Here is a 23503-nt window from a genome sequence, read left to right as displayed (position 1 = left end):
GCGCTGCCCTGTTGACTGCACCTTTTTCGACTCGTCAGGGGAGGTCCCCTTCGGAGCAGAGGGAGGCTTCCTGGTCAGTCGATGAAAGCGTCCACCTCACCCGGCTCCGTCTCCATGTCCTGGCGGTCGAACCTCAGCATGGCGAGGAAGAACAGCCCACCCAACAGGAGGAGGCCCGCCACGATCACGACGGAGACGAACGCCTCTTTCGGGGTCACCAGAACGAACAGCGCGATGAGCGTCCACACCAGAGCGCAGATGGCGACCGGCAGTTCGAAGCGTCCCAGGTCGAAGGCACCCTTTTTGCGGCTCAGGCGTCTGCGTACCGTCAGGTAGAGCACGATCGTCGAGCCGTAGGTGACCGCGGGAAGGATGGTCGAGGCCGTGATCAGCTCCAGCAGCGCGGCGCCCGGCAGCGCGACCATCAGGACGACGCCCAGGGCGAAGACCAGCACGGTCGCCGGGATCGGCGTCCTCGTGTGGGGATTCACCCGCCGCATCAGCCGGTAGGCGGGGAAGCGTGCGTCGCGCGACATCGCGAAGACCAGCCGCGAGCATGCGACCATCACCACGAGCCCGGCGCCGAAGAACGCAATGGTGATCGCGATCAGCAGCGCCCTCTCCATCGCCGGACCGAGCTGGTCGCGCATGATCGCCGCGACCGGTGAGCCGTTGGCGCTGATGCGGGGGATGTCGTCGATCGCGATGGTGAGCGTGATCAGGAACAGCATGCCAAGGACGCCGGCCGCGACGACCGATCCCACGATGGCGCGGGGAACGGTGCGAAACGGGTCCTTGGCCTCCTCGGCCAGGTTCGCCGCCGAGTCGAAGCCGACGAGTGTGGCGAGTCCCATGATCATCGCAAGCATCAGCCCGCCGCCGACCGCGAAGTAGTCGGGGGCCTGTTCGACGACGCCGCGCGAGGTGAGGTTGCCGACCGCGCCGTCGCCCGTGACCGTGACAGCGATGATGAGCGCGATCGCCACCACCACGACGAGCGCCAGTTCGAGCCCCACCGCGACGGTGTTGATCATGCTGACGAGACGCGTGGAAGCCACGGCCAGCACGGTCTGGACGAGCAGTACCACGAGTGTGATCAGGCGCGCGGTGCCCTCGTCCGGCGTGATGCCGGCGAGCGGCATGAACGCCTGGCTCGCGAGCGCGTTGTCGACCGCCACCACGCCGATGGCCAGGTAACAGAAGGTCAGCCACCCGAACCACCAGCCGATCTTCGGGTTGGCCAGCCGCGAGGCCCATTGGTAGGAGGAACCGCTGAGCGGAATGCGGGCCGCGAACTGCGCGACCACCAACGCCACCAGGGTCTGTCCTACCGCCGCGACGATCCACAACCAGATCCCGACCGGCCCGGCGGTCACCAGCACTTCGTCGAAGGTCGCGAAGATGCCGACTGCCACCGAGATGAACGCGAACGAGATCGCGAACACCTGGAAGGAGCCGAGCGTCCGCTTCAGTTCCTGCCGGTAACCTCCGGCCTCGACGGACACCGCATCGCCCTGGGCATCGGACGAGAACTCCACCACTGCGGCACCTCAGCTTCCAGGGCCCCCCATGCCCGAGGCGCGCGGCAGGCAGGAACCGATCAGTGCACCATTTTCACCACCTTCCCACGCCTTTGTTCCGTTCGGCTCGCGCGACTGGCCGTACGAATGCCAGCCCGTCCTCTCCCGCGCCGGGTCCGGCAGACGCCGCCTGCCGCGCTTGCGGAGCCATCTGCGCAGGTGGTCGTAGCCGTACCCTTTGTCGGCGTGCAGTTTCGCCGGGCGACCCCGTCGCGGTCCGCGCCGGGAACGGATCCGCGGGATACCCTGCACGAGCGGTTCGAGGCCCTGGCTGTCATGCATGTTGGCACTGGAGATGCCCAGTGACAGAGGAAGTCCGTTCCGGTCCGCGATCAGGTGGATCTTCGAGCCCAACTTGCCACGGTCGGTCGGATTCGGTCCTGTCAGAGGCCCCTTTCGTGGCCCGGATGTTGCCGGAGTCGAAAGCGCACCGCGACCAGTCCAGCTCGTCGCGGGCACCGAGTTCGTCGAGAACGACACGGTAGAGCCGGGCCCAGACGCGGGCTCGGCTCCATTGGGCGAAGCGCCGGTAGACCGTGGGCCAGGCCGGGCCGAACACCGGCGGGAGCTGCCGCCAGGTGCAGCCCGAGGTAGCCACGAAGATGATCGCTGCCAGGGCCTCGCGGTCATCCGCCCGACGCCGGCCCCCACCCTGCGGACGCTTCACCGCCGTCGGCGGCACCACCCGCCGAAACAGCACCCACAACTCGTCCGGCACCAACCGCTCAACCAGATCTGCCATGCACCGTTCAACGACCTCAGCGCCATAAGAGACGACGTCGTAGTGACGGCGTAGTGGGGAGGCGCGGCTGTGGCCGTGCGCTCCCGGTTCCGCGCCGGCACGGCTAGAACTCTCCGGTGGAGTGGAGGGATGTGTGCATGGCCTCTGGCCCTGCGACCGCGGCCGCAAGGTGCCGTGGTTCGAGCTGTTTCCCCGCCGAATGTGCCCCGTGGCGCGGCGATGCACCTGCTCCCGGACGAGGAGTACCGACCGAGGAACCGGTGCGAGGTTCTGGGCCTGCCCCGGGTGGGCGTCCGCGACAACTTCTCCGATCTCGGCGGAACCCCCTGGCCGCGACCGGGCTGGTCGCCCGGATCCGCGACCGGTTCCGGGTCGCGGATGTCTCCGCGAGGTGTTCACCTCCCGCACGGTCGCGGTCGACCGGATCAGGAGCGAGGTGAGCGAGGCGCGCGGGGTGAGCGACAGGGGGCTGACGTCCGGCGGCAGCAGATGACGGCAGCGGGCCGGGGCGGTGACCCGACGCGGTCTCCGCCCGAGGTCCGCTGTCGGGTCGCCGGTGGCTGGTGGCCGGGCGCCAGTCGCCGGGTGCCGGCGCCCTGGTGGCCTGCGGCCGGTCACGCATCGCCGGGCCGGCAGATCCTCAGGGGGTGGTGCGCACGGGGAAGCTGAAGGTGCGTCCCTGTGCCTTGAGCCACGGCAGAACCTGCTTGAGGGCCTCGACGGTCTGACCGCGGTCGCCGCCCCCGTCGTGGAAGAGGATTGTCGGCCCGTTGGACAGCTCGCTCTTGACCGCGCCGACGATGGCGCTCGTGCCGGGCTTCTCGAAGTCCTTGGTGTCCACGTTCCACCCCAGCGGCCGCATTCCCGCCGCGGCGGCGATACGCCGGCTGTCGGGGGTGAACGCACCGCCCGGCGCCCGGTAGTACTCCACCTTCGCACCTCCGGCGGCTTCCTCGATCATCCGCTTCGCGTCCAGGATCTGCTGCTTCTGATACGCGACGGACTTCTTGTCCATCGTGGTGTCGTGGGACGTGGTGTGGTCGCAGAGGCGGTGCCCGTCCGCCACGACCCGCTTGACGAGGTCGGGGAACTCCCTTGCCCGCGGTCCGACCATGCAGAACACGGCCTTGACGTTGTGCTCCTTGAGGACGTCCAGCACCTTGGGCGTCCACTGCGGGTCGGGACCGTCGTCGATGGTGATGTTCACGGCCTTCCCGCCCGCCTCGGCGGCATGGGCGATCCCCTGGGGCATCGTCACCTTCGACACCGGCGGCGGGCCCGGTGCCGGCTCCTTCGTCCGCCCCTCGGGCCCGGTCCCCTGCGAGCCCGCCCCCGTCCGGGCAGCGGCCTCGGTGTCCGTCAGCGCGGTGGCCCCCCACGCCGCCAGGCTGATCGCGACCGCCGAAGCCGCCACGGCTATGTGCGCGGTGTACTTGCCCTTCAGCCCCATGTCCTGCCACTCCTCGCCTGTTCCCTACGCTCTCCCGGAGGAGAGGACGGAAGAGACGGCCGGAAGGTTTCAGCCGACCGGCCCCAAGAACGGAAACATGCGGCGTGAGGTGCTCAGACTGAGGTGCTTCCACTGAACCAGCCGCTGAACGGCGCCGCCCCCGCCGTGGATTCGGCCTCGGCCCCGGCCCCGGTGCCTTCGCCGAGGGCGTACCGCTCGGCCCTCGCCAGTACCCTCTCCGCTTGTTCAGCGGTACCGTCGGATCCTCGGCGAACCTCTACTACGAAGCGGGCCACGACGCGAGCGCCTGGGCCCCGAAGGCGCGCGGCACCGTCCCGACCGGCGTGGCCGTCGCCCTGGGCACGGACGTCGCCATCCGCCGCTTCGCCGAGCGGGATCACCACATCACCCACTGGAGCGAGCTGGAGCGCGGAGGCACCTTCCTCGCGTTGGAGCAGCCGGAGAAGTTCCTCACCGACGTCCCGCGCTTTCTTCGCCGGACTCGGGGCCTGACACCTGCGGACGGCACGCGCGAATGCCTGGGCAGTCCACGGCGTTGAAGCGTCGGGCGGGGACTGTCCGGGCCGAGCGAATCCGGGGCGCGGCACACGCGGTGCCGCGGGCCCTCAGAGTCGTGGGCTACGGGCCTGGGAGCCTCCATCCGTTCGGCTGGTGGGCAGTTCGCCGCAGTCGTGGGTGTAGAGCCAGGCCGTGGCCTTTTCGAAGAAGAGGGGGACCGCCACCGGCATCACCAGATCGCGCATCCTGCGCGCCAGCGGGCCGGCCGTCTTGGCGTCACGGTTGTCCGAGGCCGCCTTGACCATCTTGGCCATGCGGGCCGAGCGGGCGGCATCGTACGCCGCGAGGGCGGCCGCCACCGAGGGTTCCGCGGACAGTGACCTGGCCAGGACCAGCGCGTCCTCCAGGGCCATCGACGCGCCTTGACCCGCGCCAACGGGGTGTCCGGCGTCGCCGAGCAGCGCGATACGGTCGTTGTGGCGGACCGGGACCGCGCCGAGGCTGTGCATCAGGGTGGGGCGGTGCAGTTCGACGGTCGCCGCAAGGATCGCGAGCGGCACTTGCTCGTGCCGGTAGAGCCCGGTCAGGCGGCGAAGCCACGCCTCCTCGGTGAGTCCGAGGTCCGGCTGCGCGGGACACGAGACCTGGGCCGACCACCAGACCTTGCCGCCGGGTGCGGCGAGGTGGATGAAGGCGCCGCTCCGCGCGAACGTCATGTTGAAGAAGCCGGGCTCGGTCTCGATGCCCTCGGCGATACCCGAGATGCTGTAGAGGCCTGCGTACTCGGGAGTGGGCGCGAGCGGGTCGAGCAGCGACCGAGTGGCCGACCAGATGCCGTCCGCGCCGAGGAGCAGCGACGCCTCTTCGGTACGACCGCTCGCGAAGATCGCCCGTACGCCCCTCTCGGTGGTGACCGCATCCACCAGGCGCTCACCCGTGACGACGGCAGCTCCGGCCGCCAGCGCCTCCGCGTGCAGCGCTTCGACCAGGTCGCCCCGCATGAGCGTCACGCTGTGCAGTGTGTCGCCTCTCAGCCGACCTCGCGGGACGTCACCCAGCAGCTTGCCCGAGCTCGACCACATGCGCTGGCCGGGCACGTCGATCCCGGCACGCTGCACCCGGTCCAGTACGCCGAGGGAGCGCAGCACGCGCAGACCGTTGGACGCCAGGCTCAGGAACGAGCCGACCTCGCCCGCCGGCTCGGCGTACGCCTCGTACACCGTGACCTCTATGCCAAGTCGCCGTAGCGCCAGGGCACTTGCGGCGCCCGCCACTCCGCCGCCGATCACCATGACGTTCATACATGCCCCCTGAATCTGAATTCAGTGAATCTTGGTTCACCGAACTGTGGTTCACAATGAGGCAGGGGGACGACGCACGTCAAGCCCGACGAGAGGACTCACGTGATGGGCGTACGCAAGGAGAAGGCCGCCGAGACCGAGGCGGCGCTGAAGGACGCGGCCCGGCGGCTGTTCGCCGAGCGCGGCTATCTCGACACGAAGATCACCGACATCACCCGCGAGGCCGGGCGCGCCACCGGCTCCTTCTACGCCCACTTCGCGGACAAGAACGCCCTGCTCCAGGGCCTGATGCAGGATCTGAACGCACAGGCCGACGCCGACATCGGCGCAGGCGACCACCCGGTCGACCACGATCTGACGGACCCCGACCAGCTGCGCGACCATCTCGCCATCACCTGGCGCGTCGTGCGCGACCACCTCCCGGTGGTCGTGGCCCTGATCCAGACCAACTTCGCCGGCCCGCCCGGCGAGGGCCGCGCATGGGCGAGTCTGGCCGCGGAGACGGCGACCCTCCGCGAGCACCTGGAGTGGCTCCGTGGGCGCGGCCACCAGCTGCCAGGCGACCCGGCGCTGGTCGCCGCCGCCATGGGGGCGATGGTCTCGATGCTCGGGTTCGCCGTCATCACGGCAAGAGAAGACGGCCCGCAGGCGACCGACGAGGAGGTCGTTGAGACCCTGACCGCTCTGCTGCTGCACGGCCTGGCGGGACCCGCGTCGGGGGCGGGCTGACCACGCCGCGCACCCGGTGAGACCCCTGGCCCCGGCCCCACCGTCGAGGACACGTACCGTGCCCCGTAGGTGGGGGACTTGGGGCTCCAGAGGCTGGGCGGTCGGAAGCGGAAGGTATTTTGGCCCGCAGGGGGAGAGGATGCGAGGGCGACGGGGTTTCAGGGGCTGCGTGGCGAGTGGCTCTCAGCCCTCGTTGCAGAGTTCCGTCCAGTACCTGCTGCGGAGGCGGGGATGGACGGCGTTCAGGAACTGCTCGGCAGTCGGCGGATACCCGTGATGGATTCGATTCTGGTCACGCGAGAGTTGTTGGGCGCCGGCCCTCGGCCCCTGGGTGAGGCGAAGAGCATCGTGCTCTGCAGTCCGTCACGAAGTGTGGAACGGCGGCAGCATCAGGACCTGGTGAACGTTCTGGTAGAGGTGCTCGACGAGCTGGTCGGGGAGAGCTGACACCGTCGCCCGACCGTGTGGGGTGAAGCCGCAGTTTCAGGCGGTGGCCGCTCCATCCCTGCTGGAAGACGAGGTTGGCCTCGTTGCAGTCGAGCGGGAGATAGTCGACCTGGGCTGCTGGTAGAGCCGCATCTTGCCGGGCAGCCGGCCGATGGCGTCGGCCTATTAGAGTTGGCGGACCATGTCGTCGAGGCTAGTGAAGCCGACCCGGCAGGTCGCGACGGCGAGGTCGACGACAACGTGGGTCCTCTGACTCAGAGGCGTTGTGGCGGGTGGCTGGGACCATCGGATGCCGCACAGGGCCTATGCCGGTTCGGATGCCGGGCCAGCCGTTGTAGTGGTGTGTGAGTCTGTCTTGCCGTGGAGCACTTGATGATCCCAAACTGCGTGTGGACGTGCTCGGTTGGCTGGAGGGGGCAGTGTGAAGGCGTTGACGTCGTCCGATCCGGTGACGATGGGCAAGTACCGCATGATCGCCGAGCTGGGCCGCGGTGGGATGGGGCGGGTCTTCCTCGGCAGCGGTCCGGACGGGCGGCTGGTCGCGCTCAAGCAGGTGCACGTTTGGTTCGCCGAGGACGAGCAGTTCCGGACGCGGTTCCGACGTGAGGTGAACGCTTCGCGCAGGGTTTCGGGGGCCTACACGGCGGCAGTCATCGACGCCGAGACTGAGGCGGCCTCGCCTTGGCTTGCTTCGGTGTTCGTGCCCGGCCCTTCCCTGCACGAGGCCGTCGAGGCCGTCGGCGTGCTGCCGGAGGAGGCAGTCCTGCGGCTGGCTGCCGGGCTGGCCACCGCGCTGGTCGAGGTCCACCGGGCCGGGCTCGTACACCGGGACCTCAAACCGTCCAACGTCCTGCTGGCCGAGGACGGTCCCAGGCTGCTTGACTTCGGGATCGCGCGGGCGACCGACACCGAGAATGCAGGCGAGGTGACCCGCCCGGGCGGGGTGGTCGGTTCGCCTGGGTTCATGTCCCCGGAACAGGCCGCCGGGCGGGCGGTCGGCGCGGCCAGCGACGTGTTTTCCTTAGGGGCACTACTGGCCATGGTTTGCACCGGCACCAGCCCGTTCGCCGACTCCTCAGCCCCGCAGATCCTGCACAACGTCGTACACACCGAGCCAGACCTCAGCACCCTGTCTGCGGGATTGCGCCGGATCATCGAGCCGTGCCTGGCCAAGGACCCGACCGCACGGCCGACAGCACCCCACCTCCTGGACATGATCGGTCCGATACCCCCGGCCACGCGCCCCTGGCCACCTGCGGTGCACCAGCTCATCACCCGGCAGGGTGGCCAGGTCGCCAGGCTCCTCGACGAGGCACAACAGCGAACGGCTCTCCGCGAAACGATCACGGCGACCCAAGTGGAGCCCGAAGCGCCATCCCTCCCGTCGGTCGAGTCCGCACCGCTGTCCACACCGGTCCGTCGGCGATGGAAGATCACGGCAGGAGTCACCGCGGGCGTTGCCATTGCGGTGGCTGCCACCCTCCTGATGTCCGAATTCGCCAACAGCGAGGACATCTACGCCCCTACGCCTCCCGCGACAGCCACCACGAACGGCCAGCCCAGCGCGACCTCCGTCACTCCCACCACCGAACCCTCGGTGCCAGCGCCGGCGGTCGGCCTCAACCCCAGTGCCTGGTACGACGTCATGAACACCCATAGCGGCATGTGCGTCGACGCAAACCAGTGGGGCACCACCGACGGCACCACCGTCATCCAGTGGCCATGCCTGCTGGACCGAGCCAACCAGCAATGGCAGTTCACTCCGACCAGCGACGGCTACTACAGAGTCGTCAACCGCAACGCCCCCACCCTAGGCTGGGACGTCACCGGCGGCTCGGGAGCAATCGCCAACGGCGCTTCCATCCAGCTTTGGTCCATCACCGACGGAGTCAATCAACAGTGGAAACCGGTGCCTCTAGGCGATGGAAGGTACAGCTTCATCGCCAAGCACAGCGGTATGTGCCTCGACGTGACCGACCACTCCACATCCGCCAGTACCCAACTCCAGCAGTGGGCCTGTGTGGGTAACAGCGCCCAGACCTTCAGGCTTACCCAACGGCCATGAACCGGCGAGCATCGGATCACCGCTGCAATCACCACGCCCTGACCGAGCGGCGGCTTGTGGTGCGTGTCCGGGTGCGGGCCCTGGCCCACCGGATCGCTCTGTGACGGGTTCGTGGTCGCGGTGTTCGGCGTCGGTGCCTGCAGCATCCTGGCGGACGCGTCTCTGCGCGCGCCGTGGCGTCGGCCCTGGTCGGCGTGCTCGCTGGGCGCGGGTTGATGCCGGTGTGGGTGGCGGCGCTGCGGGTTCAGTACGATCCGGCTGACGACCGGGCGATGTGTCCTGGAGCGGTGGGTCTTCCGGTCGGTTCACGGTTTGCCCTCTGCGGGTGTGGACCGCATCTCGGTGGGGGATCCGGGTCCCCAGGGGGAACGCATGAACGAAGAGGGCTGCAGTACCCGGGAGTTACTCGAGGACGAGGCCGTACGGGAGCGGCGTGGCGCGCTGCGCGGGCGGATCAGCGCCGCCGGGATCACCGTCGAGGACATTCTGTGCTGCGAGGACAGGACGGGGTTCGTCGGGCCCGGGCACGCGGACGGGTACACCGTGGTCCTGGCCCGGTCCGGCGGCTACCTCCGTCGGATCGCCGGCGAGGAGTTTTTCGTCGACGCGAGCGGCGGTTATCTCACTCGGCCGGGCGACGAACACCGAGTGGCCCACCCGATCGGCCCCGGTGACCGGTCCACCGAGATCCGGCTGGGCGCCGAGCTGTTCACCGACCGGTTCGACGGCCCGTCGCTCTCCCGCCGCTTCACGGTCACTGGTAGGACCGATGTGCACCACCGGGCGCTGCTGGCTGCGGCACGGCGTGGGGCCGACGACTTCGAACTGGGCGAGCGGCTGCACCGGTTGCTCGACGATGTGGCCGCCTCCGCCGGGCCTTGGCGCAGGGACACGAGCAGCCGCCCTGCTGCCGCCCGCGCTCACGCCCGGCTGGTCCGCGACGTCTGCGCCGTCCTGGCCGGCGGAACCCCGGGGCTCCGTCTCTCCCTGGAGGAGCTGGCCGGCGCGGCAGGGGTCTCGCCGCACCATCTCAGCCGTGTTTTCCGCGCCGTCACCGGCACGACGCTCACGCGCCACCGCAACGAGCTGCGGATCCGGGGCGTCCTGCACGCGCTTGAGGAGGGCGAGGACAGCCTGCGCACCCTCGCGTACGTCTACGGGTTCGCCGACCAGGCGCATCTGACCCGTGCGTGCCGCAGCCATACGGGGAGCGTCCCCAGCGCCTTGAGGGGTGTTCTCGCGGATCGCGCATGAATGTCCAACGCCCCGGGGCAGGGCGCGCCGCAGACTGGCGGCGGCCGCAGACCCGGCCGGTGCCGTGCTCCCTGTGGGTGCTGCACGGCGCACCGTCTTCCTTGTGGGGGAACGTGACGATGATCTTCCTGACCAGAGCCGGTACGACTGTGGCCGCCGCCCTGACGGCCGTCATGTGCGTGGGCTCCGCACCGGGCGCCGCCCCGGCCCCGTACTCCTCGGTCCGCACCGCCCCCTTTGCCGTCTCTGTCGCGGCACCGGGGCTCACCGATCCGCGTCCCTGCCCCGGACAGACCGACGTGACCTGCGCCGATCTCGCCGTGCCTCTCGACCGTACGGGCGCCGTGCCGGGCACTTTGAAGCTCCAAACCGCGCTCTTCGGCACCGCCGACGCGCCCAAGGGGACGCTGCTCTTCCTCACCGGTGGCCCCGGCCAGCCGGGCGTCCCCTTCGTCCAGCGGATCCGCGAGCGGCTCCCCGAAGCCCTGGCCCAGTACCGGCTGGTGATGATCGACCAGCGCGGTACCGGCGGCGCGGCCGTCGACTGCCCGCAGCTCCAGAGAGAGGTGGGCAGCAGCGACACCGTCGCCCCCACGCCCGGCGCCGTCACCGCCTGCGCCGAAAGCCTCGGCGTGAAACGGAACTTCTACACGACCGCTGACACGGTGGCCGATCTGGAAGACCTGCGGCGCGCCCTCGGCGTGGGCTCCTGGACGCTCGACGGGGTCTCGTACGGCACGTTCACCGCCGGCCAGTACGCCCTGAGCCATCCGCATCGGGTCCGCAGACTCGTCCTCGACTCCGTCGTACCGCTCGACGGTGCGGGCGTGCTGTACGAGGACGCCCTCGGCCACTCTGCGCGGGTGCTCCGCACCGCCTGCCGTGAGCAGGGGTGCGGTTTCGACCCGGCCCGGGACCTGGCGAGGGTCGTCCGGCGCGACGGCAACGGCGTCGGCGTGTTCAATCTGCTCGTCATCGCGAGCATCATCGACCCGAAGCTCGACAACCCCCGGTTCGGCATCCTCGGCGCCATCCACGCCTCCGCCTCCGGCGACCGGGCCCGCCTCGACGGTCTCGTCGCCGGGTTCTCCGCGCCGTCCGACGAACCGCCTTCGGAGTTCAGCTCCGGACTGCACGCCGCGACGCTCTGTGCCGACTCCCGATGGCCATGGGGCGATGCCTCCGCCCCTGTCGAGGGTCGGGAAGGCGCCTTGAAGCAGGCCGTCCAGCGGATCCGGCCGGCGGCGGTGTGGCCTTTTGAGCGGGAGACGGCGGGTGCGCAGGGCATTCCGCGGACCTGTCTGTTCTGGCCGGCCTCGCGCCCCCATCAGGCGGCGCTCCGCCGCACTCTGACGATGCCGGTGCTGATCCTCGCCGGTGACCGGGACCTGTCGACGCCGGTGCGGTGGGCCCGCGACCTGGCGTCTGTGACCCCGCGGCCCGAACTCGTCGTTCTCCCGGGCGCCGGCCACTCCACCCAGAGCCGTAGCGAGGGCGGTGCCCGGGCTGCCGAGGAGTTCCTGCTGCGTGAGGTGTATTGATCGCGGGTGCTGTTGACGGGGCCTGGTCTTGATCATGGTGAAGACCTCCGGTGTCGTGGAGGTCTCTGGGCTCCCCACCGCACACGGAGGTCTTCGTGTCCGACCGTCATGCCGGGCTGACCGTTCTCGGCAGGCGGATCCTGGTCGGAGGTGTCCTCACGGGCCGACTCCTCGGGCACGCCGCGGCGGAGCCCGCCCCTCAGTCGTGTCGACAACGCTGCAGGTCGATACACCTAGGACCTGTCCGGCCGGTCATGGTTGCCTGTCGTCGAGGTGTGATGCCGCGGTGAGCAGCTTCGAGTTCGAAAGCCTACGGACTCCGGCCCGTCAAGCGGTGGGTGGGGCGACCATGCCGCGCTCACGCGGCTTCTCGACGAGGGGGCCGGCGTGATCGAGGTCTGCTGCGAGATGACTCTGCTGATGCACGCCGTCGAAGTGGAAGGGGACTCGGCTCTTCAGTCCGGGCGGCCGATCGACAGTGCTCTCACCGGGATCGTCCTGGCCTGCGGTGCTGACCCCGCCGCAACCGTCGGCGGTGGACGTACGGTTTAGGAGATGGCCCAGTTTCTGCGACCACGGCATGGCGATCCGTCTGTTGGACCGGTTCACCACCCGGTATGGCCGAGTCGCGAAGCCTGCTACGGATGGATCTGCCGATGAGGACAGGCACGTGACCGGCCGGACAAGGTCCCAGTCTGTTCGACTCGCTCACCTGGTCCCCGCTCGTGCGGGGGTGTTCCCGCGAGCACCGCGCCCACACCGTGGAACGGCTCCTGGTCCCGCGTGGGGACGGTCCCGCGCGGGAGATTCGGGAGGGGAGGCCCCGGAACTGCTCCCCGCTCGCGCGGATGTGTTCCCGCCTCCTCACCATGGTTGAAGTGGGGAAGGGGGCTGTGGCTTTGTCGGGCGTCGGTGAGCCGCTCATCGAACCGGGGGGGGGGGGGGGGGGGGGGGGGGGCTCGTTCTGCGGCATCGCAGGCCTGCCTCAGGATCGGGAGCATGTGGGCGGGGAAGCGGATCACGCTCTCGTCCTCGGGGGCCACCTTGTCGTGGCCGGGCGTGTTCCTCTCGATGCACTTGGCGCGGTCGTCTCGTCGGCGGTGTACTCGGCGTGGGTCGTCTCGTCGGCGGTGCAGCTCTGGAGCAGGATGTCGTGGGTCGTTTTGTCGACCCAGGCCGTCGGGCTCCCGGTCTGTCCGGACTCCGGGTCCACGTCGATGAACTGCAGGTTCTACCCGGCAGCCCCGGCGGCCCCGATACCCCCGGTGGCCCCGACACCCATGGTGGCCCCGACACCCATGGTGGCCCCGACACCCATGGTGGCCCCGACACCCATGGCACTCGCTTCATGCCCGGCGACCTCGGCTGGGCAACCAGCCGCGCCATCGGCTGACAAAAGCCAGGGGCGGGGTCCGCCGGAAACGGCGAACCCCGCCCCACAGTCATGGTCGGCCAGCGTCACCTCAGACGGTCTTGCTCTCCGTCGATCTTCCCGGATTCATCTTTCAACTCCCATCCCGTCTTCGGTCAGTCGTCCGACGTGGCGAGCCCGCTCAGCGCGGCCCCCAGGCGGACTACTCCCTGTGCTTTGACCAGCGAGGTCCCGTGGGCGTCCACACGGCGCATCAGCGGTGTCATCAGAGGCAGCCCCAAGGGCGGCTGGTCCGCGCCCACGGCGACGTGCAAGCGGGCTACGAAGCGGGCGAAGCCGGCAGGGCTCGCCGGGTCGTCAGGATCGCCCGCGAAATGCTCGGCCCTGGCCATCGCGGCCTGCGACTCCCCGACGCGTCCCGTGGCGCGCAGGACGAGCGCCAGCAGCACCCCCGACATGTGAAGGCGCCGGGCGCTGCCGGTCGCCTCCGCCCAGGCGAGCGCCTCGCGCAGGTCCCTCTCCGCTGCCGCGTACTGGCCCACCAGAGACGAAAGCCAGGCCCGCGTGTGCAGCGCGCGGGCTCGGTACTCGGGTTCGCCGGCCTCCGCTGCCCGCCGAGCGGCCGATCCGGCGAGCCGGCACGCGTCCTCGTAGTGACCACGGCTCGGAAACAGGCTGCAGACCGCGATCAGCGTCAGCAGATCCACGGCCGTCCGCAGGGCGTCGGGGACCGACGCCAGCGATTGCTCCACGGCAGAGGTCAGCACGGCGTGCTCCGCGCGGAACCAGGCACGGGCCTGCTCGGTGTCTTCGAAGGCGATGCCCGCACGGCCCGGCGTCTGGAGCCAGGGGGGTGAGGGGACGTCGTCGGGCAGAGCCGTCCGTGCCACATGCACCGCGCTGCCGTAGAGGAGGGCCAGGACCCGGCGCAGCGCCGCCGCCCGGTCCTCGGGCTCGGTGGATTCGCCACGGCGTCGGCCGTAGAGCCGGAGCAGGTCGTGCAGGCGATAGCGACCCGGGGCGGGGGACTCCAGCATTCCGGTGTCGACCAGGCTCTCCGCGAGGTCCTCTGCCGCGCTCTCCTCGATACCGAGCAGAGCGGCGGCGACGGGCAGCGGCACATCGGGGGCGTCGAGGAGGGACAGGAGACGAAACGCCCTGGCCTGATCGGGCGTCAGGGCCCGGTAGCCGAGCTGGAAGGCCGGCTCCACCGCCTGGTCGCCGTGGCTCAACTCGCCGAGCAGGGTGCGGGTGTCGGTCAGCCGCGCCCCGAAGGCGCGCAGGCTGTGGCGCGGCAGGGCGGCGAGGCGGGCCCCGACGATGCGTACGGCGAGTGGCAGACGGCCGCAGGAGTCGGCCAGGGCCCGGGCGGCTTCGGGCTCGGCGGCCACGCGTGCGGAGCCCGCGAGGGTGCCGAGCAACGTCACCGCCTCGGCCTCGGCGAAGACGTCCACGGCGAAGGAACGGGCGCCGGGGACCGCGATATGAGGAGCCCGGGTGGTGAGGAGTACCGCGGAGCCGGCCGTTCCGGGCAGGAGGGGGCGAACCTGGGCGGCGTCCCGGGCGTCGTCCAGGACCAGCAGCACACGGCGGTCGGCGAGCAGGGTGCGCAGCAGCGCGGCCCGCTCTTCCAGGTCCAGCGGCAGCCGGTCGGGCGGGGTGCCGAGTACGGAGAGAAGATCGGCGAGCACACCGGCCGGGTCCGCGGGAGTGGCGCCGGCACGCAGGCCGACGTACAACTGCCCGTCGGGGAAGGCCGCGCGCAGGCCATGTGCCACGTGGACGGCGAGCGCGGTCTTGCCGACACCGCCGATGCCGGTGACGGTCGCGACGGCCATCGCCGGGCTGTGCCCGGGGCGGGCCTGGAGCAGGTGATCCCTTATCTCGCCGATGAGTCGGCTGCGCCCGGTGAAGTACCCGATGTCGCCAGGGAGCGGTGCCGCAGTCCTCCTCGCGCCGCCCTGCACGGTGCCTACGGCTACAGGCGCTCCGGGGCGCCGGTCCGCAGGGCCTACGGCTACAGGCGCTCCGGGTCGCCGGTCCGCCCCCGTGGACGGCTGCCGCCGGTGGCCCGGGGCACCAGCCGATCGGTGCGCGGCGAGGTACGGGACTGCCTGGCCGCCCGCAGCAGGTGCTCCCGATCGGCGATCGTCCGTGGCGGCCGCGCGGGAGGAGGGCGACGGACGGACGCCGGTGCCACCGGGCCATACGAAGGGATGCACTCTTCGTCCTGTACGCAGTCCACGATGCAGATCCCTCAGCTCCGCCGCCGGCTCGGTCCCCAGTTCCCGCGCCAGCACCTCGCACGCCTCGTCGTACACCCGAGCGGCCTCCACCTGGCGTCCGGTGCGCTGCAGAGCCAGCATCAGCAGCCCGTGCGAGCGCTCCCGCAGCGGGAACTCCCGGACCATCGAGCGCAGTTCGGCGACGACCTCCCCGTATCGCCCCAGCTCGACGGCTGCGGCGTACAGGTTTTCGCGTGCCGCCGCGAGAGACTCGGTCAGCTGTTCGCGGCGGCGTTCCGCCCAGGGCCCCGGCACCCCGGCCAGGGCGACGCCCTGCCAGCGCCCGACCGCACACGTCAGCCGCTCGTACACGGCCTCGGCCGTCCCGCCCCGGTCCGCGCTCTCGTGCGCGAACACCTCGGCGTCCACGACAACCGCCGGCGTCAGGAACCGATAGCCACTCTCCACGGTGACGATCAGCCGGCTTCCCGACCGCACGGGCCGGTCCGGCTCCAGGGCCGCGCGCAACTGTGAGACGTACGTGCGGACGGCCGAGGACGCACTACGCGGTACGGCAGCCGATCCCCACACCCCCTCCACCAACTGCCCGACCCCGACGACGTGGCCACGCCGCAGCACCAGCATCGCGAACACCGCCTGCTGCTGCGGCGGTCCGAGCTCGATCCGCTCCCCGCCCAGCCGGGCACCGACCGGTCCGAGGAGTCGCACCGCCAGGTGCCCCGATCGTGCCTGTGCCTGCGTCAACCCTTGCATGACCACCCTCCCCCTGGCCCCGCGCCGGAACACACCCTCGCTCGTTCCGCTCGCCCGGCACCGGGACGTACATCGAACGTTGAGCCCTTCCCGGCAACCCGCGCCGAACCTTGGACAGCCCGCAACGACACACGACGAAACGGAGCGGATCCATGAAGCACACCATCGGCAGGTGCGGCCGGGCCGTCCTCGGCCGCCTCCTGCCCGTACTCGCCCTGGGCGGCCTGCTCTGCGCTGCCCTCACCGAGCCCGCGCACGCGGAACCGCCCGGCGGCGGCCGGGGCGAGCGCCCCCTCGCCGAGATCAACCTGCCGGCCGGCCGGCGTGCAGTCATCCCGTGCCTGGAGCATCCTTCGAACTGCAGGAGTACGACAGACGGCAGGTGATGCCGATCCACAGCAGCCAGCACACGCGGGTCGACAGAAAGCCGGACGACCCTGCGCTGTACGGGCCAAGGGGCCCGGCCCCCATCGGTGGTTCCTTCCACACACGTGATGCGCCAAGGGGCCCTGACTGTCGGCAAGTTGCTCCCGTCGAAGGCGGCGGTCCTCGACGGGAGGGCGCTGCGCAGGCGCTGTGCAGGCGCTGCGCACGAGACGACGGCTACGCCTCGACCTCCTCCGAGTCGCCCGACACATCCGGCTGACTCGGTGTGTCCGCAGTATCGACGCCGATCTCGCTCTCGTCGATCGGCGCGATCCGGTTTCCCGGGCGGGCTCCGTCCATGCTGTCCTCCTGTGGTGATCGCGCGTGAGTGCGCTCGGTGATCGCCGCTGGAACCCGGCTGGTTCCGGCAGCATCATGAGGGGCGGCGCAGCTGCCCCTCCGACATCCTGAACAGCAGGACGTCGGCGTGGATGCCACGTCGCTCCAGGTACTGCTTCTCTCGGCCCCGCTGTTCGAAGCCCACTCGTCGAAGGAGCTTCGCGGACGCTGTGTTGCGGGCGTCGCAGGTGGCCGTGATCCGTTTCGCGCCCGTGGCGAAGAGGCGGTCCGCCACCGCGGCCATCGCCTCGGTCGCGTAGCCCCGATGTCGCATATCCGGCGCCAGCGTGATGCCCACCCTCGCCTGGCGGCGGCCGGTCCCGGTCTCGACATGGAGATCACCGATCAAGCCGGGCCGCTTCTTCCGCTCGATGGCGTACTGGAAGAAGCCGGGCCCGTCGGGATTCTCCCTGAGGTATCCGGCAACGACCGCCTCTGCCTCCGCTCGGTCGATCGGCGAGCGCCAGGTCTGGTAGCGGGCGACACAGGGATCGGAGCGGTAGCGGGCAAGGGCCGGCGCATCGTCACGACTGAACCGCCGTAGCCGAAGCCGACGCGTCACGATGTCGGGCATCCGTCCCACCCCCCCGCACCTGCCGGTTCCCGAAGCCCGAACCACGGCCTGTCAGTAACAGCCCATTGGACTGGCACCACAGGCCTTGGGGATCACCGGGCCGGCCCCTTCCACCGCAGTGCCTCCGCAGGCCGGCGTGACCGCGACGCCCAGCACCAAGGCCGCCGCCACACCGACCCTCACCCGAACCGTCCGCCTGAGCACGATGGTCCTCCAAGACCGCGAACCGAAAACCGACTCGTAGTAGGCCAGCCGCCGGTACACGGCTGATCAACAACCGATCAACGACCCCTTCGCAGCCCCCTCGGGTTCGAGTGACCGCGACTCAGGCCGGGAAGGGGATCAGCTCCCCGCCCTCCGGTCGTGCTCGGTCCCCGGACACAGCGCCGGTCCCTTACCCGGACACTTGCAGAAAGCCCCGGACTCCAGGCCGGGGATGAATGCATCTCAAGACTGCCCGTAACGAGCTCGTGCAGAGCCGGCCGCTGGTACGGCGGACCTCTGATCGTTGAGCACGGTCTGCATCGTGGGAAACCGGGCACGTGCACGGACCATCATCCGGAGTCGGCAGATCACGGGGCTGTCGCCCGAAGTGATCGCTGATGATCACTGCACGAGACGCGTTCCCCACCACCCACCTGACCATGATCAGCCATCCAAGGCTCGACGTCTCCCCGCCCACCGTGCACGAGCTCGTCAGCCGGCCGCGTCGCTTCGGGCCGCCACCGGGGTCCGGCCGAGCGTTGCCGCTCGCAGGTGTTCGGATCTACCGGGCGGTGGAGGTGGCCGTGGAGCAGGCCGGCTGCGGGTTGAAGTGTCGGTCGGGGGCATGTCCCGGCCGGTCGTGGCGCGGGCGCATCCAGGACTGAGGCCGGCGCCGTAACGCCGATGACACGTGGGGATGTCCCGGTAGCGGCGAACGTGCCGGGGTTGCTGGGATTGCTGGGGTTGTCGGGGTTGCCGGGGTGGCAGGAGGCGACAGTGCTGTTGGCGGGGCAGCGCGCCACCGGGCATTTCGAATCAGGCTTCGGTCTTCTCCGGGCTCTGGTTGAGGCAGGCGCTGGTCTGCCCCCGGCCGGCCCCTCGCCCCGCCGTGGCCGATGCCGTGCGCCGGTCCCGGACCGGGCGGCCCTGATTACCGGGTGACGTAGCCACCCGCCACGGCCGACCTGGACTTGCTGCCCGCCGGCTCAGGGTTCAGGACGCCATGGCATAGACCGCCAGCACCAGGGCGAGGAGGACCGGGGCCAGGATGACCGCGCAGGTGAGACGGAGCCGGAATCTGCTCCAGTACTCCGCCCGCCGACCGTCGGGAGTGTCGCTGCGCCAGACCGACGGGATGTCGAGGCGGCCTTCGGCGATGGCCGTCGCGGCCCGCCGTACGTCCTCGGGGTGGTAGTGGTAGGAGGTCGGCGCCGCTCCATAAGTGCCCCGGCTCTCCCCGCCGAACTGGCGGACGCGGACATCCGCACGGCCGGCGACGCCGGGCAGCCAGTCCTTACGCACCGGCCACAGCTCGGCGACCTCACGACTGTCCAGCCAGGGCTCCTCCTCGTACGCCGGCTCGGGTGCTCCCGGATCTGGTGTTTGCGGCATGCTTCCCCCTCGATGCGGCAACCCTCCCCAGTACACACCCGCCGCCCCGCTTGCCGACAGAGCCGCCTGCGGCGCTGTCGGGCGCGATCGACGGAGCCTTCCGGGCCGTCCAGGCGGCGCTCGACGCCGGCGCCTCACAGGAAAGGAGGTTGCCCCCGGCGCTGGTCGGAGAAGAGGTCGTGGGTGCGTTCCGGCGGGCGGGCGTAATGGTGGGGTGATGCCCAGAGCCGGGCAGGTCGTACGACAGGCCACGCGCCGGCACACGAGTAACCGGAGGAAAGCGGCATCCATGGAGAGGGCCTGCTGCAAGAGGTCGGACCCGGTGACCGCGGAGGTGTTCCCTTCGACTACGCCCCGGAGGCCGAGAAGGAGGGCCGCTCCTTGCGTGTCGCTGGGGACGTTCACCATCCGCTTCACCGGGCTGGCCGGTATGCCGCCGGGGGCATTCCGGCGCCAGGCGGCGGATGTGGCGGGCGACCGTGCCGATGCTGCGGGTGCGGCCCGTGATGCGGGGCGGTGATCAAGGGTGGAGGGGATGCAGGCTTGTGTGGCGAAGCAAGTCTCCAAGAGCGGTCAGGAATCGAGAAGCCCCGCCTGCTGTGCGGCCCCTAGCGTGATGGTCATGGCAACCACCGCTTCCACCGCAGCCCACACGTCCCTCGCGTCCGTCACCCTTGAGGTGGCTGACCCCGGGGCCGCTCGCCGCTTCTACAGCGCCTTCGGCGTGGACACCTACATACGCCTGCGGGCGTCCGAGGCGCACTCCACCGGATTCCGCGGCTTCACCCTGGCGCTCACGGTGTCCGGTCCGGCCACCGTCGACAGCTTCGTCGGCGCCGCCGCTGCGGCCGGCGCCACGGTGCTGAAGCCCGCCGCGAAGTCGCTGTGGGGCTACGGCGGCGTCGTGCAGGCGCCGGACGGGACGATCTGGAAGATCGCGACCTCGGCGAAGAAGGACAGCGGCCCCGCCACCCGCGAGATCGACGAGGTCGTCCTGCTGATCGGCGTCCAGGACGTGAAGGCCACCAAGGAGTTCTACGTCGGCCTGGGCCTGAGCGTGGCCAAGAGCTTCGGCGGCAAGTACGCCGAGTTCACCCCCGGCCACGCCAGCCCCATCAAGCTGGCGCTGTACAAGCGTCGTGCCCTGGCCAAGGACCTCGGCGTCCCCGCCGACGGCACCGGCTCGCACCGCATCGTCCTCGGCGGCACCGCAGGCGCCTTCACCGACCAGGACGGGTTCGCCTGGGAGCCTGCGGCCTCCCTCGCCCCCACACCGTCCTGACCCCCGAATCCGCGATGAGCCGGCAGAGCAACTGGAGGAAGATCATGAAGTTTCGGGCCCACGTCGAGCCGCCCGAGCCCATGCGGGGTCTGGAGGTTCCGGCCGAGGTGGTGGCAGCGCTCGGCGGGGGCGCGCGGCCGCCGGTGACGATCACGCTGAACGGGCATTCCTGGAAGAGCCGGGTCGCTCTCCTGCGGGGCCGTCACCTCCTGGGCCTGAGCAACGCCAACCGGCAGGCCGCGGGTGTCGCAATCGGCGAGGAGGTCGAGGTCGAGCTGGAGCTCGACACCGAGCCGCGTGTCGTCGTCGAGCCCCCGGACTTCGCGCGGGCCCTGGACGACACCCCTGTCGCCCGCGCCGCATACGACAGCCTTCCCTACAGCCGTAAGCGTGAGCATGTGCGCGCCATCGAGAGCGCGAAGAGGCCCGAGACGCGCCGGCGGCGTATCGAGAAGGCCATCACCACCCTGCAGGGCTGACCTCCCGAAAGCAAAGACTCCCGCGGCACCGCAAGCGCCGCGCGTCAGCCCGACCCTGCCCACTTCCCCTTGAAAGGAAAACATGCCGAAGCGACTGATGACCGGTCTGTACTGGTTCATGGCCTTCGAGTTCGCCCTGGGCGCCGTCACCAAGTTCTGGCCGGGCGACACGATATTCAGCTCGGCGTACTCCACGAAGTTCGCAGACTGGGGCTACCCGCCCTGGATGCGCTTCGTGGTCGGCGCCCTGGAAGGTATCGCCGCCGTCCTGCTCGTGATCCCCGACAAGCGAACACGCTTCCTGGGCGCCACGACACTGATGTTCGTCCTCACCGGTGCCGTCACCACCCACATCGTCAACCACGACCCGGCCATGGAGAGCTGGGCCGCACCGACCCACCTCCTCATCATGGGCATCCTCGCGCTGGCCAACTGGCCAGCCGACTGGCGCGACCTCCTGCGGGCTCCCACCGCGCCAACACCCCGAACACCACGCCCACCCCACGAAACGGCAAGGGCGCGGCACCTCACAGGCAATCCCTGACCCGCACCACCACGCGGCCACCCCGACACCCTGCCGCTTGACCCGGCACCGCCAGCCGCCGGCGAACTGCCTTCCGCGCGGCCCGAAGGGACCCCAACCAGCGGGAAATCCAGGTCCATCCCAAGAGGAGGACTGTGGAGCGAACCCTCTCGTGGCTTCACCGCCCACCGTCGTCCGGCCCGCGACTACGAAGCCAGTCCGGCCAACTCGAAAACCGTGATCTGTCGGGCAAAGACCGGGATCCTGGGTGCGGCAGCTCGAGCACACAGGTCGCGCTACACGGCCGGGTCCCCGGCTGCTCGCGCGAGTCTCAGCGGCGGGACACACGACCGGCTCGCAGGTGACCGACCCAGTCCGTACCGTCACCGAGAAGGACCGCCTCCAGCGCAAGCAGCTCCGCGTCACCGAGCTGCGGGACCGCCCAGCCGTTGGCCTGCGCATGAGCGATGAACTGCGCAACGAGCGCCAGATGGCAGCGCTCGACGCAGTGCGCCAGGTCCGAGTACCACAGCCAGTGCCCGTCCGTCAGCAGGTGCAGCCCGCCCATCACAGGGTTGTCGAGGGGCGAGAACGTCACGTACGAGCGTGCTCGTCGCAGCCAGCAGCGCACCGTTCTGCAGATACTTGACCAGCTCACGACCGTGAGCGGGCTCCTCGGCCCTGACCGCGGACCGCAGCGACAGCCCATCTGGGCTGCCCTGCTCAAGCTCTCCGAAGTCGCCCACGAAGGCGACGCGCGCATCGCTCACCAGCAGAGGCCAGAACACCTCCCGACCCACGATCCACGAAGATCTCAAACACGGTCATAGAGATCGCTTCTTATGGCTGCGGCGCGGAGCGGGCAGCCTCAGGGAAGCCCAGTTCGTCCAGCAGCCCGTCGAACAGCTCCTCCACGAACGTCTCCCGTGCACGCAGCAGTTCCTCGATCCGAGACGGCAGCGTCGCGCTCTGGACACCAGCTGCCGAAGCCCACAGGAGAGCGCCTTCGGCGCCGGCCGGCACCTCCGCATCGAGCTCCGCACGCTTATGCCCGATGGCTTCTTCGAACTCCAGGGTGTCCACCCACAGGCTCACGTCATCCACGCCCTCGGGTTCCTCGACGAGGAGAGCCGCGGCGTTGTCCAGGTTGAGCCATGCCTGCCAGCGGTGCCCGTCTGTGTCCAGGCCGGTCACGAGGGCGATACTGCTGTCGGAGACATCGGCGACGCAGGCCGGCACACCAGTCCATTCGACCAAGGCGAACAGGTACCCGTCCTCCCAGACGCCTTGCTCCAACTGCAGGGTCTGCCAGCCGCCCGGTCGCGGCCGCCACTCATGCACGTCGTCCCTCAGCCCTGGACCCGTACTGCCAAACAGGGGCGCTTCCAGCAGCGGGCGCTTGCTGCGCGCAAAGACCAGATGACCGGAAAACCCCACGGAACCTCCTCGTCGAATACCAGCGCACCCTACGAGCTGTCACTGACACCACCAGCGCCGGCCCGACTGATGCTCCCGACCCACTGGCTCACCGAATCAGGCGACGGTACCCATGAGGGTCGGGGCTATGCCGACGAAGGCCGGGAAGTGCTCGGCCGCCTTGCGTTCATGACGGGAATGCAGACGTCGGCAGCCAGCCAGGGCACTGTCCTTTCGACCACCCGCCGGCGGCGGCCCAGCCGCAGTGAAGACTCGACCCCCGCTTGCGGGTAATGCGGTGACGGATGCCCCGCCGACGGAGCTACCGGCGCAGGTGGTCGTAGTGCCCCGGCCACAGCCGCAGCCGGCGGGTCCGCACGGCTGACGACACCACCAACAACACGCCCATGTCCGCCAACGGCCACTTCAACGCACCCGCGGGCACGCTAGGCTGCCGATCTTGGGCGAATGGGGGGCATGGCATGTGGCAGCGGGGCATACGGATGGTCGTGTTCGGCGCGGCCCTGGTGATCCTCGCCGGCTGTGGTTCCAAGACCGTCGAGACCGTGGAGGAGGCGACAGGCGCGGGCACAGCCTGGACACTCGCCGCTCCGATCCGCAACGGCGGTGTCCGCACAACCGACGGAGGCCGGTCTCTAATAGTCGACGCCGAAGTCCCCGACGGCGCACGCGACTGCGTGCGCAACCTGCGCGGTGAACTCGACACTGTCGAACGCGGCACGGTACACGTGAGGGTCACGTACGAGACCCGTTCCCTGGACCGGGCCTCCGGCTGCACCGGGACGCAGCGGGTCGAAGCGACGGTGAAGCTGGGCGAGCCGCTTAGGGCCTGTGTGATGTCGTGATCA

At 70.1% G+C, this 23503-nt stretch carries 20 protein-coding genes and 1 pseudogene; 11 read left to right on the top strand and 10 right to left on the bottom strand.

What is annotated here, in order from left to right; genetic code table 11:
- Positions 1-74 precede the first annotated feature (74 nt).
- The 3 genes and pseudogenes from OG462_RS03310 to OG462_RS03300 all read right to left on the bottom strand — a co-directional run bounded on the left by OG462_RS03310 (position 75) and on the right by OG462_RS03300 (position 3772).
- Positions 75-1541, bottom strand: coding sequence for an APC family permease (locus OG462_RS03310; RefSeq protein ID WP_406054252.1), 1467 nt, complete (start codon positions 1539-1541; stop codon positions 75-77).
- A 171-nt stretch (positions 1542-1712) separates the two neighbouring features.
- A pseudogene (locus OG462_RS03305) lies at positions 1713-2322 on the bottom strand (IS5 family transposase); the annotation flags it as partial.
- Between the two features lie 640 nt (positions 2323-2962).
- On the bottom strand, positions 2963-3772 hold the full coding sequence (locus tag OG462_RS03300; protein ID WP_406054250.1) for a polysaccharide deacetylase family protein: 810 nt from the start codon (positions 3770-3772) through the stop codon (positions 2963-2965).
- Between the two features lie 242 nt (positions 3773-4014).
- Here OG462_RS03300 and OG462_RS03295 point away from each other — a divergent pair, with 242 nt between their 5' ends.
- Complete coding sequence (locus OG462_RS03295; RefSeq protein ID WP_406054248.1) at positions 4015-4332, top strand: hypothetical protein; 318 nt, start codon at positions 4015-4017, stop codon at positions 4330-4332.
- Between the two features lie 66 nt (positions 4333-4398).
- On the opposite strand, the gene OG462_RS03290 is transcribed toward OG462_RS03295, so the two are convergent.
- A complete protein-coding gene (locus OG462_RS03290; protein ID WP_406054246.1) occupies positions 4399-5592 on the bottom strand; it encodes an FAD-dependent monooxygenase in 1194 nt (397 codons plus the stop codon).
- Between the two features lie 105 nt (positions 5593-5697).
- Here OG462_RS03290 and OG462_RS03285 point away from each other — a divergent pair, with 105 nt between their 5' ends.
- The 5 genes from OG462_RS03285 to OG462_RS03265 all read left to right on the top strand — a co-directional run bounded on the left by OG462_RS03285 (position 5698) and on the right by OG462_RS03265 (position 11628).
- Positions 5698-6321, top strand: coding sequence for a TetR/AcrR family transcriptional regulator (locus OG462_RS03285; RefSeq protein ID WP_406054244.1), 624 nt, complete (start codon positions 5698-5700; stop codon positions 6319-6321).
- Between the two features lie 231 nt (positions 6322-6552).
- Positions 6553-6768: a hypothetical protein gene (locus tag OG462_RS03280; RefSeq protein ID WP_406054242.1), complete on the top strand. Its 216-nt coding sequence runs from the start codon at positions 6553-6555 to the stop codon at positions 6766-6768.
- Between the two features lie 421 nt (positions 6769-7189).
- On the top strand, positions 7190-8833 hold the full coding sequence (locus OG462_RS03275) for a serine/threonine protein kinase (protein WP_406054240.1): 1644 nt from the start codon (positions 7190-7192) through the stop codon (positions 8831-8833).
- A gap of 372 nt (positions 8834-9205) precedes the next feature.
- A complete protein-coding gene (locus OG462_RS03270; RefSeq protein ID WP_406054238.1) occupies positions 9206-10087 on the top strand; it encodes a helix-turn-helix transcriptional regulator in 882 nt (293 codons plus the stop codon).
- 119 nt (positions 10088-10206) lie between these two features.
- On the top strand, positions 10207-11628 hold the full coding sequence (locus OG462_RS03265) for an alpha/beta hydrolase (protein ID WP_406054237.1): 1422 nt from the start codon (positions 10207-10209) through the stop codon (positions 11626-11628).
- A 1527-nt stretch (positions 11629-13155) separates the two neighbouring features.
- Here the strand turns inward: OG462_RS03265 and OG462_RS03260 are convergent.
- The gene (locus OG462_RS03260) at positions 13156-15999 is read right to left on the bottom strand and encodes an AfsR/SARP family transcriptional regulator (protein ID WP_406054235.1); all 2844 of its coding nucleotides are present in this window, start codon (positions 15997-15999) and stop codon (positions 13156-13158) included.
- Between the two features lie 152 nt (positions 16000-16151).
- Here OG462_RS03260 and OG462_RS03255 point away from each other — a divergent pair, with 152 nt between their 5' ends.
- Positions 16152-16385: a hypothetical protein gene (locus OG462_RS03255; RefSeq protein WP_406054233.1), complete on the top strand. Its 234-nt coding sequence runs from the start codon at positions 16152-16154 to the stop codon at positions 16383-16385.
- A 217-nt stretch (positions 16386-16602) separates the two neighbouring features.
- Here OG462_RS03255 and OG462_RS03250 read toward each other — a convergent pair whose 3' ends face one another.
- The 3 genes from OG462_RS03250 to OG462_RS03240 form a co-directional block, all read right to left on the bottom strand.
- On the bottom strand, positions 16603-16725 hold the full coding sequence (locus OG462_RS03250; RefSeq protein ID WP_406054231.1) for a hypothetical protein: 123 nt from the start codon (positions 16723-16725) through the stop codon (positions 16603-16605).
- 73 nt (positions 16726-16798) lie between these two features.
- Positions 16799-17338, bottom strand: a complete 540-nt coding sequence (locus OG462_RS03245; RefSeq protein WP_406054229.1) for a GNAT family N-acetyltransferase — start codon at positions 17336-17338, stop codon at positions 16799-16801.
- A 1197-nt stretch (positions 17339-18535) separates the two neighbouring features.
- Positions 18536-18934 carry a hypothetical protein gene (locus OG462_RS03240; RefSeq protein WP_406054227.1) on the bottom strand — a complete coding sequence of 133 codons (399 nt, stop codon included), beginning with the start codon at positions 18932-18934 and terminating at the stop codon, positions 18536-18538.
- Between the two features lie 616 nt (positions 18935-19550).
- On the opposite strand from OG462_RS03240, the gene OG462_RS03235 reads away from it, so the two are divergent.
- The 3 genes from OG462_RS03235 (at position 19551) to OG462_RS03225 (ending at position 21239) form a co-directional block, all read left to right on the top strand.
- Entirely contained in the window at positions 19551-20216 is a 666-nt protein-coding gene (locus OG462_RS03235) for a glyoxalase (protein ID WP_406054225.1), read from the top strand.
- Positions 20217-20260: 44 nt separating this feature from the next.
- The gene (locus OG462_RS03230; RefSeq protein WP_406054223.1) at positions 20261-20695 is read left to right on the top strand and encodes a YdeI/OmpD-associated family protein; all 435 of its coding nucleotides are present in this window, start codon (positions 20261-20263) and stop codon (positions 20693-20695) included.
- A gap of 82 nt (positions 20696-20777) precedes the next feature.
- Positions 20778-21239 (top strand): DoxX family protein, encoded by a 462-nt coding sequence (locus OG462_RS03225; protein ID WP_406054221.1) that lies wholly within the window; start codon positions 20778-20780, stop codon positions 21237-21239.
- A gap of 310 nt (positions 21240-21549) precedes the next feature.
- Here the strand turns inward: OG462_RS03225 and OG462_RS03220 are convergent, their stop codons facing one another.
- Together OG462_RS03220 and OG462_RS03215 are read right to left on the bottom strand one after the other, a co-directional pair.
- Entirely contained in the window at positions 21550-21816 is a 267-nt protein-coding gene (locus OG462_RS03220; RefSeq protein ID WP_406054218.1) for a hypothetical protein, read from the bottom strand.
- A 242-nt stretch (positions 21817-22058) separates the two neighbouring features.
- Complete coding sequence (locus OG462_RS03215; RefSeq protein WP_406054216.1) at positions 22059-22655, bottom strand: hypothetical protein; 597 nt, start codon at positions 22653-22655, stop codon at positions 22059-22061.
- A gap of 461 nt (positions 22656-23116) precedes the next feature.
- Here OG462_RS03215 and OG462_RS03210 point away from each other — a divergent pair, with 461 nt between their 5' ends.
- A complete protein-coding gene (locus OG462_RS03210; RefSeq protein WP_406054214.1) occupies positions 23117-23500 on the top strand; it encodes a hypothetical protein in 384 nt (127 codons plus the stop codon).
- Positions 23501-23503: the final 3 nt, after the last annotated feature.

Source organism: Streptomyces sp. NBC_01077 (genome assembly GCF_045162855.1).
GTDB lineage: Bacteria > Actinomycetota > Actinomycetes > Streptomycetales > Streptomycetaceae > Streptomyces.
This window is presented reverse-complemented; position numbering and strand designations above follow the sequence as displayed.